Origin of the sequence: Lysinibacillus sp. FSL K6-0057 (genome assembly GCF_038630885.1) — a bacterium.
GTDB lineage: Bacteria > Bacillota > Bacilli > Bacillales_A > Planococcaceae > Lysinibacillus > Lysinibacillus fusiformis_F.
Genome location: NZ_CP152047.1, coordinates 2028788 through 2042946, shown reverse-complemented (window position 1 = coordinate 2042946; position 14159 = coordinate 2028788). Strand labels below are relative to the sequence as shown.

Annotated in this window: 15 protein-coding genes; 6 read left to right on the top strand and 9 right to left on the bottom strand. The window is 37.4% G+C overall.

The features are described 5' to 3' along the window. Positions 1–138: 138 nt before the first annotated feature. Both MHB40_RS09695 and MHB40_RS09690 read right to left on the bottom strand, forming a co-directional pair. Positions 139–291: a hypothetical protein gene (locus tag MHB40_RS09695; RefSeq protein ID WP_342534429.1), complete on the bottom strand. Its 153-nt coding sequence runs from the start codon at positions 289–291 to the stop codon at positions 139–141. Between the two features lie 332 nt (positions 292–623). Continuing rightward, a complete protein-coding gene (locus tag MHB40_RS09690; RefSeq protein WP_342443309.1) occupies positions 624–1181 on the bottom strand; it encodes a hypothetical protein in 558 nt (185 codons plus the stop codon). Positions 1182–1847: 666 nt separating this feature from the next. Here MHB40_RS09690 and MHB40_RS09685 point away from each other — a divergent pair. Together MHB40_RS09685 and fumC are read left to right on the top strand one after the other, a co-directional pair. Then, positions 1848–2063, top strand: a complete 216-nt coding sequence (locus MHB40_RS09685) for a hypothetical protein (RefSeq protein WP_205442891.1) — start codon at positions 1848–1850, stop codon at positions 2061–2063. 281 nt (positions 2064–2344) lie between these two features. Continuing rightward, on the top strand, positions 2345–3736 hold the full coding sequence (gene fumC / locus MHB40_RS09680; protein ID WP_342534428.1) for a class II fumarate hydratase: 1392 nt from the start codon (positions 2345–2347) through the stop codon (positions 3734–3736). 290 nt (positions 3737–4026) lie between these two features. Here the strand turns inward: fumC and MHB40_RS09675 are convergent, their stop codons facing one another. After that, on the bottom strand, positions 4027–5010 hold the full coding sequence (locus tag MHB40_RS09675; RefSeq protein WP_342534427.1) for a hypothetical protein: 984 nt from the start codon (positions 5008–5010) through the stop codon (positions 4027–4029). Between the two features lie 60 nt (positions 5011–5070). After that, a complete protein-coding gene (locus tag MHB40_RS09670) occupies positions 5071–5628 on the bottom strand; it encodes a GNAT family protein (protein WP_342443305.1) in 558 nt (185 codons plus the stop codon). Between the two features lie 237 nt (positions 5629–5865). Here MHB40_RS09670 and MHB40_RS09665 point away from each other — a divergent pair, with 237 nt between their 5' ends. Together MHB40_RS09665 and MHB40_RS09660 are read left to right on the top strand one after the other, a co-directional pair. Then, complete coding sequence (locus MHB40_RS09665) at positions 5866–6348, top strand: sigma-70 family RNA polymerase sigma factor (RefSeq protein ID WP_342443718.1); 483 nt, start codon at positions 5866–5868, stop codon at positions 6346–6348. After that, complete coding sequence (locus tag MHB40_RS09660) at positions 6341–7447, top strand: hypothetical protein (RefSeq protein WP_342443304.1); 1107 nt, start codon at positions 6341–6343, stop codon at positions 7445–7447. The genes MHB40_RS09665 and MHB40_RS09660 overlap by 8 nt, the downstream gene beginning before the upstream one ends. A gap of 130 nt (positions 7448–7577) precedes the next feature. Here MHB40_RS09660 and MHB40_RS09655 read toward each other — a convergent pair. Beyond that, positions 7578–9151, bottom strand: a protein-coding gene (locus tag MHB40_RS09655; protein ID WP_342443303.1) for an IS3 family transposase whose coding sequence is annotated in 2 segments (ribosomal slippage) — positions 7578–8509 and positions 8509–9151 — 1575 coding nt in all. Because the reading frame shifts where the segments join, the coding sequence is not laid out codon by codon here. A 90-nt stretch (positions 9152–9241) separates the two neighbouring features. On the opposite strand from MHB40_RS09655, the gene MHB40_RS09650 reads away from it, so the two are divergent. Next, the gene (locus MHB40_RS09650; RefSeq protein ID WP_342443302.1) at positions 9242–9748 is read left to right on the top strand and encodes a helix-turn-helix domain-containing protein; all 507 of its coding nucleotides are present in this window, start codon (positions 9242–9244) and stop codon (positions 9746–9748) included. Further along, positions 9745–10587 carry an IS3 family transposase gene (locus tag MHB40_RS09645; RefSeq protein ID WP_342534426.1) on the top strand — a complete coding sequence of 281 codons (843 nt, stop codon included), beginning with the start codon at positions 9745–9747 and terminating at the stop codon, positions 10585–10587. Before MHB40_RS09650 ends, MHB40_RS09645 begins: the two co-directional genes overlap by 4 nt. A gap of 450 nt (positions 10588–11037) precedes the next feature. Here MHB40_RS09645 and MHB40_RS09640 read toward each other — a convergent pair whose 3' ends face one another. From MHB40_RS09640 to MHB40_RS09625, 4 genes are all read right to left on the bottom strand, one after another. After that, entirely contained in the window at positions 11038–11460 is a 423-nt protein-coding gene (locus MHB40_RS09640) for a hypothetical protein (protein WP_342443300.1), read from the bottom strand. A 637-nt stretch (positions 11461–12097) separates the two neighbouring features. Beyond that, positions 12098–12967 (bottom strand): DMT family transporter, encoded by an 870-nt coding sequence (locus MHB40_RS09635; protein WP_342443299.1) that lies wholly within the window; start codon positions 12965–12967, stop codon positions 12098–12100. 25 nt (positions 12968–12992) lie between these two features. Next, the gene (locus MHB40_RS09630) at positions 12993–13538 is read right to left on the bottom strand and encodes a GNAT family N-acetyltransferase (protein ID WP_342443298.1); all 546 of its coding nucleotides are present in this window, start codon (positions 13536–13538) and stop codon (positions 12993–12995) included. After that, a complete protein-coding gene (locus MHB40_RS09625) occupies positions 13528–14061 on the bottom strand; it encodes a cysteine hydrolase family protein (protein ID WP_342443297.1) in 534 nt (177 codons plus the stop codon). Before MHB40_RS09625 ends, MHB40_RS09630 begins: the two co-directional genes overlap by 11 nt. Between the last annotated feature and the right edge of the window lie 98 nt (positions 14062–14159).

The following is a 14159-nucleotide window of genomic DNA, read 5'->3' as shown; positions in this document are numbered from 1 at the left end:
TTGCAATTTCCACACGTAAAATCATGTCATATTTTTGATTTTCTTATAAAACAAACGGAGGCAAACCTCATTCTGGAGAATTCCTTCCGAATAAGTAACCGCGATTTCCCTGCCATTCTGAGTGGTATTTTCTATTATTTAGCAGTGATTTGCTGATTGATCATCTTGAATAAGAGCGGGGGGCCTCGCTTTATGATCATTTGGTGTTCCTTTTTGAGCGGGGTGCATCGCTTTAGGATCACTTGGTGTTCCTTTTTGAGCGGGGGGCATCGTTTTATGATCACCTTCCATCCCTTTCTGAGCGGGGGGCCTTGCTTTAGGATCACCTCGCGTCCCTTTCTGAGCGGAGTGCATTGCTTTATGATCACTTTGCGTTCCTTTCTGAGCGGGTTATCTCGTTTTATGATCACTTTGCGTCCCTTTTTGAGCGGGGGCCTTGCTTTAGGATCATCTGGCGTTCCTTTCTGAGCGGAGTCCTCACTTTAGGATCACCTTGCGTTCCTTTTTGAGCGGGGGGCCTTGCTTTAGGATCACTTTGCGTCCCTTTCTGAGCGGGGTTCCTCACTTTAGGATCACCTAGAGTTCGTTTCTGGGCAAATCCATTCACCTTTAGATCACTTTAACTACCTAAATTGATCCGATTCAAAAAAAGGCTCAATACCTATTTCTTTTAATAAGAATTTCCGATGACTTCTTTTATCTATCAAATGTTGTTTAGGGATTAAAATTTCCTCCCTTAATCGCTTAAACAAATTCGGGTTATGTTCAGGAAACCATTCCTCATAACTGATCCCTTGATTCAGTTCAATCTTTATTAAAAATAAAACAATATCTTCAAACATAAAGGGAAATTCTTTCTCTATCTGCTCATGATGTGCTAACAGTGCATAAAGATAATCTTTAAAACGATAAAATCGCTTCTGGTCTAATGGATTCGAGCTCCATTTTTTATTTTCCTCCCTTTCCTGTATTGGCTGAAATACCTGAAGAGAACCTGTTTCCCAGGTACCTAGCATACAAGTAAATGCAGCGATAGCGTATTTTCTTGTTTCATAATCTGGATCTCCAAAATATTTATAGTATTCCTCTCGATACTTACTAAAATTTCCGCTAGTATGATAACCCCCAATAGCAAAACCTTCCAATCCCCGTTTTGCTTGTTCGATGATATTATTTGCCATCCTACTTTTTAGCCTCCTTTTCTTTACTATCTAGTCATGTTAATCTAACGTGATATTAACATAATTAACCAATAGGAAATGTAATTTACTTTCGAAATTTTATTTTCATTTATTAAATCTATTACATTCACCTACAATATGACTATTAAGCGTTGTATGGTATTCTACTCCTCTTTTTCCCTCACTAAGTTATAAACTTCTATAAGAAACTAATTACTAGTTTTCCTCTGTGCCTGGCTCTCTTAGTTTATGATCACTTTGCGTTCCTTTCTGAGCGGAGTGCCTCTCTTTATGATCACTTTGCGTTCCTTTCTGAGCGGGTTATCTCGTTTTATGATCACCTTGCGTTCCTTTCTGAGCGGTTTCCCTCCATTTATGATCACCTCGCGTTCCTTTTTGAGCGGGGGGCTTCACTTTATGATCACCTCGCGTTCCTTTGTGAGCGGTTTTCCTCGTTTTATGATCACTTTGAGCTACTTTCTAAGCGGGTTCCCTCGCTTTATGATCACCTTCAGCAACTTTCTGAGCGGTTTCCCTCCATTTATGATCACCTCTAACATCTTTTGGAGCGGTTCCACTCATTCTTTGATCACCACCTTCAAAGTTCTAACTACTATCTCCAGCTCATAAATTGAGTAACAATCAAAAGTTAGAAGGAGAATCGCGATGTTTGTGACTCATTATTATGAAAACAAGACGTCTGTTTTAAGTCAATTGCTCGTCAAACTGCCTGCTGTGGAAGAGGATATTCGCATTAAAGGGCGGAAAGCAAAGGTGTTGGAGGTACTTCAAGTGGATGACAACAATTTTCATGTGAAGATTTTGTTTGAAAAAATCCCTAAAAAGCAGCCTCTTAAAGAGCTTGGGAAGAAAAAGAGATAGTCGACTAAAACAGGTTTATTCCATTAAATTTCGGGAATAAAATAGGCAAGGATTGCGAAATATTCTCACCATTAAATTTCTTCAAGCAAAACCGTTGACTTTTTAATTGATAACAATTATCATTATCAATAGATTATTTCTTTTCTCCAAATTGCTTAATTCAGAATCCCCCTCTTTTTTGAATAAGCATGTATCAAACGGATATTCTTACATCAGACTAAGAGTATCCGTTTTTATCTGTACATGAGGAGAACTTTACATACTAAAGGAGCTGTTTTGACATGGATTATCGTATTGAAAAAGACACTATGGGTGAAATTAAAGTACCTGCTAATAAAATTTGGGGCGCACAAACACAGCGCAGTAAAGAAAATTTCCAAATTGGTACGGAACAAATGCCAATCGAGCTTGTGCAAGCTATGACGATCTTAAAGAAAAGTGCTGCGATTGCAAACAACAAACTAGGCAAACTTTCTGATATTAAAGCAAATGCCATCGTGCAGGCTGCAGATGAAATTTTAAATGGTCAATGGGACGATCAATTCCCTCTTGTGGTTTGGCAAACTGGTAGTGGTACACAATCCAATATGAATGTGAACGAAGTCATTGCTCACCGTGCGAATCAACTATTAAAGGATGCTGGCGAAGCTGACCGCATTCATCCAAATGATGATGTCAATAAATCACAAAGCTCAAATGATACATTCCCAACAGCATTGCATATTGCGGCTGTCTTAAAAGTAGAAGATTATTTACTTCCAAGATTACGTCTATTAAAAGCAACATTGGAAGATAAAGCAGCTCAATTCAAAGACATTATTAAAATTGGCCGTACACATTTACAGGACGCAACACCTCTTACATTAGGTCAAGAAATTAGCGGCTGGGCAGCGATGCTGGCAAAATCGGAACACATGATTATTCAAAATATTGACTATATGAAGGAGCTTGCAATTGGCGGAACAGCGGTTGGTACAGGGATCAATGCGCACCCTGAATTTGGTGACCGTGTAGCTGTAGAAATTAGTGAGCTTACAGGCAAACAATTTACATCGGCTGCAAATAAATTCCATGCTCTAACAAGTCATGATGAAGCGGTTGTGGCGCATGGTGCATTAAAAGCTTTAGCGGCTGATTTAATGAAAATTGCCAATGATGTTCGCTGGCTTGCAAGTGGCCCTCGCTCAGGTATCGGTGAAATTACGATTCCAGAAAACGAGCCAGGCTCTTCGATTATGCCAGGTAAAGTAAACCCTACACAAAGTGAAGCAATGACAATGGTTGTCACACAAGTAGTTGGGAATGACGCGACGATTGCCTTCGCCGCTTCTCAAGGTAACTTTGAACTAAACGTCTTTAAACCAGTCATCATTTACAACTTCTTACAATCAACGCGCCTATTAGCGGATACAATGAAATCATTTAACGACCATTGTGCAGTAGGCATTGAGCCAAACAAAGAAGTACTTGATCACAATTTACAAAATTCCTTAATGCTTGTAACAGCATTAAACCCATATATCGGTTATGAAAACGCAGCAAAAATCGCGAAACAGGCCCACAAAGAAGGCACGACTTTAAAAGCAGCAGCCATTGCAAGTGGCCTACTAACAGAAGAACAGTTCGATGAGTATGTAGACCCAGCAACAATGATTTATCCGAACGTCAAATAATAAAAGCGAAAATAAAAAGATTGAGGCTAATATGCTTCAATCTTTTTTGTTTATAGAAAATATCTTGAGAAAAGCAAAATTAAAAGCATGAATCCCAATAGAAACCGAATTCATGCCAAACCACATCCTTGTATCTACTCTATTTAGTCACTCTATTAAGGAGTTGTTTATTCTTCCTCCTGCTTAACATCTTCATAGCCTTTATGTATTGTTGAAGGGCTCCCATTAGGTATAAGACTCCTATGTAATCCATCCTCCATTACAAATGCTTTTAACAAGTTAAAATTCTCTCAGCTTATCTTATCCAGCTTTAAATTAAACGACAATTCATCGTCAATTAGACTAAATGAATCCGTTTTTTCTTGTTTAAATAATTTTACAATATAATGATAGTAGCTTGTTTCTACTTCAAGTTCATAATTTAAATGATCTCGTATGAATTGGTCATCTTGACATCTTGAAACATCCCCTATTAACAAATCATGTTTTATTAACTCTTTCGTGTTGTTAGTAAAATCAGAGACTACGTATGAAAGAACATTGTTCTCATATCGTAAGTTTTCAGAAGCACCTGAGTAATTTAATAAAGATAGTAATGTCGCATTATTAAAATTTTGTTGGTCAATTAAAGTTGAAACCTCCATTAAGTAAATCGATTCAAGGTGGTCATGATAAGGATTTTCAATATCTACTCTTTTATACATTGCTTGTTTCTCAAAGGGTCTAATTCTCCCCGTTTTTACTAGTAAAAAATGATGATGATTGCTTAGATAGATGTTTTTGGACGTATCTAATCTAAGTAAATTATCTCCGTTTGGAAGGAAAGGATTTAATTGTTTTATCTCTCCTGTTGACGTGTTTACTAAAAAAATACATTGATAAAAAGGATGTCCATAGTTAATTGCTCTTTTCGTAATCCAATACAACAAATATTGATGATTAAGGTAGATTAACTTGGAATAATAGCTTTCATCCTTAAGTTCTTCAGAAGAAAAATAATTGTTTAAATGTAACGTGATAGCATTTATTTGACTAAATGTTTGAAGATTCATTCTATAAAAGTTTATGTTATTTTTATCTTTTAGACTAAAACAGAATTCATTATTCACCGTATCTAAAGCAAACTCGTCATAGCTGGTGTCTAATTGATGTATGTTTTTGATAGTCCCGTTTTTTAAATTAATCTCACAATGCGCAATACTATCATGTTCTAATAAAATAGCCTCAAACTCTTCTTTAATTTCATTTGTAGGAATTAGTTGATTGTTGTTCAAAAAATACTCCTCCCAACATTTTGTCTGTTAAAAGCCACTACTCATTATAAGCGTGACTTCCTAGTAATCACTTTTCAATAATGAAAAAATAGCGAGATCGATGTACTTCCCTTTTTCAAATTCATGTTGCCTTAAAAGACCTTCTTGAGAAAAATTTAATTTTTCCAATAGTTTGATCGATGCTGTATTCTCTGGTTCTATTTTTGCCTCGATTTTATTTATCCCCATTGATGTAAAGGCAAAATGGATGATCGCGCTTAAAGCCTCTTGCATCACACCCTTCCCCCAATAGTCAGGGTTTAAATCATAGCCAATTTCTATACGATTATGCTCTTTTTCATAATTCAAATAGCCACATGTGCCAATCACTTTGTTGGTCTGAATTTCTTCGATTACCCATCTTAAGCCTGTCTGTTCTTTGAAAATTTTCTCATACCAATTGATTTCATCGATAGCATCTTCCACTGAAGCGAACAATGGTAATGGCAGATACTTCACTACAATTTCATTAGAATAAAGTCTCAAAATATCTTGGCCATCATCCATTCTTCCTTTTCGTAGGATGAAGCGTTTTGTTTCTAATTGAGGAAAAACCGTAAATTCGAATTGTGTATTCATACTAACTCCCCTTTTTCACCATCTATTGGCACTTTACTATTGAATAATAACACAAGAATCTCTCATTCCTCTCTTTTACCTCTATTACAAATCCTTCGTTATTATAGTAAATTAATTACAACCAAATAGCACCAACTCCGTCTAATAATTGAAAGGGTGTGGATGATGCTTGAACATGTGAGAACATCAATAGAAGTTAGCAGGGATTGTAGTAAGGAGGAGAGGCTTGAATGGTTGATGAAGGCGTATGGAGATGATATAACACGTCTAGCCTATACGTATATGAAGCACAAGCAGCTTTCGGAAGATATTGCGCAGGAAGTGTTTATAAAGTGCTATGAGCATTTAGATAATTTCAGGAATGAATCTTCCTATAAAACATGGTTATATCGAATTACTGTCAATCTATGTAAAGATAAATTAAAAAGCTGGTCTTATCGAAATATCGTTCTGACAGAATTTTTCTCAAAAATTAAGAGTACTAGTCAATCCCCTGAGTTGGAATTAGTTGGACAGGAGGATAAACGATTGCTTTCTGAGAAGATTCTTGCTCTACCTGTACGGTATCGAGAACTCATTATTTTATATTATTATGAAGAGCTGTCCTATAACCAAATAGCTGATTTGTTAGATTTACGTTTACAAACCATTAAGTCTCGTCTTCATAGGGCTCGCCTTTTGCTAAAAAAGTCAATGGAAGGGTGCAAGATGAATGAATGATATATTTAAAAATATCGGGAAAGCGTTGGATGACACGGCATTAAAGGACATTCATTTTAATGAGAAACATAAAGAAAAAGTGCGACAGAGGCTTCAAAAAGGCCATAAGAAACCGTACCCATTTCAATCCATTTTCAAACAATTGTTACCTATAGCTGTCATTGGTTTTTTTCTTATAGGCGTTAGCTATTTTGTGGCCTCGGAGCTGACAGAACAACCAGTTGCTAAGGGAGACCGTTCACAAGAACCTACATTGGAAACGAATCTTTATATCCCCCCGATCCAAGAAGAATTTTATGGTGAGATGACAAAAGAGGATGTCGTGAGTAAATTATTAAATTCAATTGATTATTTTCACTCAGCAGCTGGAAAATTTGAAGAACATAAAATTTTTCAAGACGGTTCCACTAGAACATTGGGTGTTACTTATAAAGTAAGTACCAAAAACGAAATTGGTGGCTATGAAAAACTGATCGCTTTAGATGATAACACGACGGGGATTAAGAACGATACACAGGAGTACTTTTATAACAACAAAAAGAGCTGGTTAAAATATACAGCGCTTAATGGTCAAAAAATTTATACAGTTAGTGAATCGAAACAGAAACCAAAACGAGACATAGTTACGCCCGAGCAAGCTTTTAGTATTGACTTGCAATATCCGCCTATTTCATTTAATAAATTGAGGGAAAGACCTTCATTTGGAAGTTCAAGTATGTCGTTGTTCGCTTATGAGAAAGCTGCTAGTTATTTAAGACATATAGAGCATTGGGAGATTGAAAAACAAAATGAAGCGTTATTAGGTCATAACACAATCGTATTAGCAGGGAAAATGGATGAAGAGGTGACAAATAGTGCTAACTTAAAAGGCACGACAGAAGCGTTTCGTTTTTGGGTGGATAAAGATACTGGCATTCTCGTTAAAAGTGAAACATATGACCAAAACGGTGAGCTGACAAGCTATGTTCATCCAGAAAGGCTTGAAGTGAATGTGCCGATTGACCCACAAGAATTTATTCCAGACTTAGATGGCTATCAGCTTCCTAGCAAACATAAAAAAGATGATGTCAACGGCAGAAAAAGCAATTTTGCAAGGTGAGGGGTTGATTTCCGTTCCGCCAGCGTCCTTTCCAGGGGGCGTCCGATGAGTGAACTGCACCCAAAATATTGGACTTGAAAAATTTTGAAGTGCTCCCCGTCAAGTAGACAGTGGAAATAATAAAAATACTTTATGCGGCTTGATCCCTGAATTCCAAGGGGCTCAAGCCGTTTAATTTTTCTTGATAGCGCTCTGAATTATAAAACGAAATGTATCCTACAATTGCTTTTTTAAGCGCTTCATATGTATCATATTTATTTAAATAGTATTTTTCGCATTTGAGCGTACCCCAAAAAGCCTCAATTGGTCCATTATCGATACAACGTCCCACTCTAGACATACTATGTACCATCTCGGCATCATCTATCATCCGTTTGAAAAATTTTGAAGTATATTGATAACCACGATCGCTATGAATAAGTGGATGCTCATCCTCTTTTAATTTTTGTATAGCTGGTATCATCGTTTGAAAAACAAGTTTGTTGTTATTCGAATGTCCTAATACATAACTTACAATCGAATTATCGTATAAATCAATAATGGCGCTTAAATAAGCCTTTTTGCCATTTCCATATTTAAGCTCCGTGACATCTGTACACCATTTTTGATTAGGTTGATCTGCTTTGAACTCGCGACTGAGTATGTTTTCTGCTACATAATCTAGATTCGATTTACGATATTTTTTCCGTTTTCTACGGATCACCGATTTTAATCGACACATTTTCATTAAACGATAAATACGTTTTTTATTTACCATCGGTAAATCTACTTTTTCCCGATGGCGATTGATTGTAAGTGTGATGCGTCGATATCCATAAATCCCATCTACTTGTGCATAAAGGTACTGAATTGATTCTAGAAGCTGTTCATTCTCGATTTCTCGTGCTGATGGATGACGGTTCAACCACTTATAATAAGCAGCACGTGTAACACCGGCAATTTCACATAATAAAATGATTGGCAATGCTTCCTTCGCCGCTAGTTCTTTAATGACAATATAACGGTTATGTATACGACTTTTACTTAACGTCGCCTCCTTTCGATTTCCTCTAACTTTTTTAAGAAGAGATTTTCTGCACGTAATCGTTCATTTTCGCGTTCCATACGTTGGATTTCTAAACGAAACTTGTCTTCAGTGCTTAACTCTTCTTCTAACTTTGTACGGCCACGGCGATCTTGTAAACCTAATTCCCCGGATTTTTCGAATTTTTTTACCCATTGATATACTTGTTGGTAAGAAATCGCATATTGTTCAGCTGTTACTTGATAATTCTTTTCGTTGGCAATACAAGCTTGTACTATTTCAATGCGCTCCTGTACTGTTGTTTTTCTTCCTTTAGTCATAGTTTGGCTCATTCCTTTACTCGAATCTTTTAATTCACTATGACTAGTATACTTTTTAATCCAATTTCGCAAAACGGATGTGCCAGAAAGTCTATATTTTCTAACAGTTTCTCTTAATGAATAACTTCCTGAAATATAGTCTTGAACAGCTGCTAGCTTTATTTCTTTCGGATATGTATTATGATTTTCACTTCTATTAAGACTTTCCTCACCAAAAAACAAGTAATTATTTTGCCAATCTTTGATTGTTCTAGAATCAACTTTATACAACTCGGCCACCTCATTAAGAGTGAAATGGCTATTTTCATAGAAATTTAGAATTTCTAATTTTTCTTCTTTTGAAAAGCTGTATTTTCTCATAAAAAAATCTCCCCAATAGGCAAACAGATTTTATTTTTTAATCTGTCTACTTATTGGGGAGCATATCATTTAATATAGGGGGTGCAGTTAGTGATTTCTGATGAACAAAAGTTAGCCGCAGTTCTAGCTTACATTGAAGAAAAGGAAAGTACGTATCAGATTGCCAATAGATTAAAGAGGGATCGACAGTACATTCGATTATGGATTGAATTATATCGATATCATGGCATTGAAGGAATTATTCGTCCTCAAGGGTTCACGAATTACGAAGATTCTTTTAAAATAAAAGTAATTCAACACTTGATAGAGACAGGCGATTCGCTCCTTCAGACTGCTGCGAAGTTTAATATTCCTTCTCGTGAAACCATTCGGAGATGGAAAAAACAGTGGATGTCCAAGGCTGGAGAGGTGCTCTATCAAATAGAAAAGGAGCACCAATCAATGCCAAAAAAACAACCACCTTCGTCCGATTTAAATGAAAAAACAACGGAAGAGTTAAAAGCGGAAATTGAGTATTTACGGATGGAAAATGCCTATTTAAAAAAGTTGAAAGCCTTAGTTCAAGAAAAGGAAGCCTTCAAACCAAAGAAAAAGTGAGAGCTGTGTATGAGCTAAGGCTGGAATTTCCACTTCAAGCTCTATTAAAAGTCGCGAAACTTAAGAAAAGTACGTATTATTATCATCTTCAAAAATGGGTAAAACCAGATAAATATCAGGCGATTAAAGAACGAATCCAGATACTTTTTCATCACCATAAGGGGCGTTATGGCTATCGTCGTATTTGTCTTGCCCTCCGAAATGAAGGGATTTTCATCAACCATAAAACGGTCCAACGATTGATGCAAGAATTGGGCTTAAAAGGGACAGTACGCCCTAAAAAATATCGTTCGTATAAAGGAACGGTGGGCTATGTCGCAGAGAATGTCTTCCAACGTGATTTTGAAGCCACTGCACCCAATCAGAAATGGGTAACCGATGTCACAGAGTTTAAAATAAACGGTCAAAAAATCTATGTATCCGCTGTATTAGATTTATTCAATCGAGAGATCGTTGGATATGAGGTATCAAAATCACCTAATTTTGAGTTAGTTCAACAGTCTTTTAAGAAGGCGTTTACGTATACAAAGTTATCGAAAAAGAGTGGCTTAATCATCCATTCTGATCAAGGATGGATATATCAAATACCACGTTTTAAAGCGTTATTGGCAACACATGAAATCAAGCAAAGTATGTCACGGAAAGGAAATTGTTTAGACAATGCCGTGATAGAAAGCTTTTTTGGTATTCTGAAATCAGAATTTCTGTACACAACTACGTTTAAAAACTATGTAGAATTTACAAAAGCATTAGCAGAGTATATTTACTATTACAATCATGAGCGGATTAAAAGAAAACTCAACGGAAAAAGTCCCGTTGAGTATCGAAAAGCTTCGTAAAAAAGTTTATATTTTTGGGGTCAGATCACTCAATCCCCTAGGAGTGACGCTGGCTCCACTCCAATCAACCATTCTGCAAAAGTGTCTTTTCCTCATTTTTCATACTAGCGGTAGCGATCAAAATAGCCCATGATTTGTATGATTAGAAAAAGGATAGGTTTTTATTTTCAATGTAGAAAAGTGATGAATGACAACACCCCTCCATAAAATGAGTAGTGAAGACCTTCACTTTATTTGAAAACCTTTGCTAAAAAGTTAACATTTTGTAGGTTGGAGTGGAGGGCAACTTGACTCCCGTGGGATAGCGAGACAGGCGAGCCCCTGCACGGAGCGGGAGCGGAGGAAGCGGCTCGGCGCTCGCCCACAGGAAAGCAAGTAGCCTGCAACGGAAACCATTTTCACCTTTCACAAAAATTCTATTGATGGTTTTGTTTTTCCTTTATGAAGGCTTTAGTTTTTCAATGTCATCAAACATTTTTCATCTATTTCTACCTCATCTACCGACAGTGGGTCTAACAGAAGTTCGAATTTTTTCTCATGGTCCTCCCCTTCTTCTCCTATCCAGCAAATATAGATTTCGCAATAATCTCCTTGGGGAAGGAAACTTCTTAAGAAGTCACATACATGGAGAAAAGTTCTTTTGGCTTTTTCATAGTTATGTGGGGAATACACTTTATTTTCGTTATGCATTTGCCAAATGGGCTCTCCCTTTGTTTCGATTTCATATACATAGGGTGTTGTAAAATGCTTTGCCTGTACAATTTGGCGATTTTCTTTATCTGAGAAAAAATAATTTATGTCCACTTCATTTTCTGTATACTCATCCTGTATTTCAACTGGGAAATTGAAGCCTATATAGGTTGCCATACTCATGTGCTTGCTCCTCCTATTAAAAAAACCCTGTAAATGTACAGGGTGTCAGCAACGTAGCTGTTGATAGTGTAAATAGACACGCTTTTGTGTTCGTGCCTCTCCGAAACTTTCTGGCATCACCATTTCCTGGGCCAAGCTTTGAAGAAATGGCTTGAAGGAAATAGGCTTCAAACGACGGGTTGTCCGCTTCTTTTTGTGAGGCTTGCTACCGTAGTTGGTTCACCGTAATGGCTGTTGCTTTGATCGTTTGGTGTTGCGGCGGTGTTTTGGGTTCAATATAGAGCGTTGTGTAATACGCATCCGCAATGACAATCACGTAAATAATGAATAGTAATCGTTTTGTTCAATGGTTCAAAAAATCATTTCTCCCTTTTTTATAGCTGACAATTTAAAACTTGTCTACTTATCATACGAGCCATCTATCAAAAGGTTTCAAAAATATTTTAAGGGAGACAAATTTCTGTCTCCCTTACGCCTCTAAGCTTCTGCCACCATCATTTTCCCAACGATCAATATCCCAATGATCTTCTTCTTTTTCTCTACTGATGCCCATCGCATTCAATGGAACGAATGACATTTTGCCCCTCACCCTTTTCAAGCGTTCTTCTCTAGTTTATGAAGGGAAGAGGGTTTTCGTTCATCGTAAAATAGGCTTAATTTTAAAGCCTAAGGCAATCGCAGCCCCGATGCAGCTAAAAAGACAGCCTAAGATTAAATAAATACTGAGTGTTGATTCCCCAATGACAACAGAAGCAAAACCGCCAATCACGGGAAATAACGCCACCATATAGCCACTTTTTGCCCCACCAATTCGTTCGACTAGTTTTAAGTAAAATAACCATGCAAGAAAAGATGCGATAATCGTTAAATACAATAGAGCCGATAAGTAGGTAAAGGATTTGGGTATCACGACTGTTTGTCCCTGTAGCCAAACAATGGCACACATGACTGCACTGCCCACTGCAAAACCAATGGCATTCGCATAAACCGGGTTTATTTGATGCTTGGCATTTCTGGCAGAGCTTGCATCCCCGATGGCTGTCAGGACAGTCCCTACAAAGGCAATCAAAACTCCTTTTAACTCCATATTATGTAAAGATGGGTAAATCAGCACCCCCACGCCGATGACACCTAAAATGCCGCCAATTAAAACACGACGATGCAATGGCTCCTTGAGAAATATCCGTAGAGCGATGGGTGTTAATATGACTTTTAATGAAAAAATTAATGTAACAATAGCAGCCGAGCTCCATATCGTCGCATAATACAGCGCTAAATAGCTGAATGCAAAATTACAAACGCCAAAAACGATGATAAAAGGTACATCGCGCTGTTGTGGTTTACCCTGTGGTTTCATGAACCAAGCAAGGATGAAAAATAAAAAGGCTGTCATCACTAAACGATAGGTTAAAGATAATTCTAAACTGACTGGCGTTCCTTGAATTTTGACTGCAATAAAATTAAGACCCCAGACAATTAAACAAAAGATATACATAAAATTTGTCATGCTGTTTCAAATTCCTTCTACGTAGCTATTCCTGCCATCTTCCCATAATGATCGTATGATAGAACATACCATCTGCAAGGCATTTATCATTTTTCACAATGCCTTCCACTAAAAAGCCCATTTTTTTATAGAGCTGTATGGCTTTCTCATTGGTTTCTAACACTTCTAGTGCTATTTTCCGTACACCATTGGCATCTGCCCAAGCAATGGATTGTTGCAGCAAGACTTTTCCTATGCCATAGCCCCAAAACGCTTTACTAACACCAACGCCAAATGTGACTTTATGGGCAAGCCTTTTGAGTGAAGAGCCCTCACATCTTGAGAACCCAACGATTCGATCACCGACAACCGCTACTAAACACAGATTTTTGGGGCTTTCGATGTCTTTTTGAATAAGTTGCTCAAAGCCTGCTCGATCAATCACTGCCTCGCCTTGTTCACGATCGAAGTTTTCCGTTTCACCGTCTAATTGCAAGCGCAAATCCGATAAGGCTTGGGCATCTTCGCATCGGGCACAGCGAATTGTATAGGATAGCTCTTTTATCTGAAGCTCTTTCTGGTCAATCAGCATGTTGAAGCCCCCCAATAGACTGAATTTGCACAAAACGATTATGCCAAATAGATTCATGATGTTGAATAATTTGCGGTGCTGCCAGTACATTACTATCTAAGGTGCTATGGGCATCTTCTATTAAAATATTATGCTGGTAGCCATGACTAAAAGCACTGCGGATTGTCGTATCAAGGCAGAACTCTGTTTGAGCGCCAGCGAAAATCAATTGGTCGATGTGCTGCGCTTGTAAATAAGCCGCTAGCTCCGTCTGATAAAAAGCGTCCCATGTTGTTTTTTGAATCACTTGATCTTCCGCTTCTCTTTGTAGTCCATGATACAGTTCCCACCCAGGCTGACCTATTGCAAAATCAACATCGTCTGCTTCTGTATGCTGAATAAAAATAATCGGTACTTCGTTGTGACGTGCCCATGTAATGGAGGCATTGATATTTTTGATAATGGCTTCACTGTTCCAAAGATTTTGTTGGCTATCTAGAAAGAAAGCCTCTTGTATATCGATAATGATGAGTGCTTGTTTCATAGCGTTCTCCTTTATCCTTCGACTTTTCTTTTCTATTGTACTGAATTTCCCATTGGAAGAAAATATAAAAAGAAGTACCTAGCTATTTGCTAGATACT

Bases quoted from the DNA above. Each gene is read 5' to 3' on its own strand.
- MHB40_RS09665 (WP_342443718.1), top strand. From the start codon at position 5,866: ATGAAGGCGTATGGAGATGATATAACACGTCTAGCCTATACGTATATG.
- MHB40_RS09635 (WP_342443299.1), bottom strand. From the start codon at position 12,967: ATGACAAATTTTATGTATATCTTTTGTTTAATTGTCTGGGGTCTTAAT.
- MHB40_RS09685 (WP_205442891.1), top strand. From the start codon at position 1,848: ATGTTTGTGACTCATTATTATGAAAACAAGACGTCTGTTTTAAGTCAA.
- fumC (WP_342534428.1), top strand. From the start codon at position 2,345: ATGGATTATCGTATTGAAAAAGACACTATGGGTGAAATTAAAGTACCT.
- MHB40_RS09690 (WP_342443309.1), bottom strand. From the start codon at position 1,181: ATGGCAAATAATATCATCGAACAAGCAAAACGGGGATTGGAAGGTTTT.
- MHB40_RS09695 (WP_342534429.1), bottom strand. From the start codon at position 291: ATGGAAGGTGATCATAAAACGATGCCCCCCGCTCAAAAAGGAACACCA.
- MHB40_RS09660 (WP_342443304.1), top strand. From the start codon at position 6,341: ATGAATGATATATTTAAAAATATCGGGAAAGCGTTGGATGACACGGCA.
- MHB40_RS09625 (WP_342443297.1), bottom strand. From the start codon at position 14,061: ATGAAACAAGCACTCATCATTATCGATATACAAGAGGCTTTCTTTCTA.
- MHB40_RS09640 (WP_342443300.1), bottom strand. From the start codon at position 11,460: ATGAGTATGGCAACCTATATAGGCTTCAATTTCCCAGTTGAAATACAG.
- MHB40_RS09670 (WP_342443305.1), bottom strand. From the start codon at position 5,628: ATGAATACACAATTCGAATTTACGGTTTTTCCTCAATTAGAAACAAAA.
- MHB40_RS09630 (WP_342443298.1), bottom strand. From the start codon at position 13,538: ATGCTGATTGACCAGAAAGAGCTTCAGATAAAAGAGCTATCCTATACA.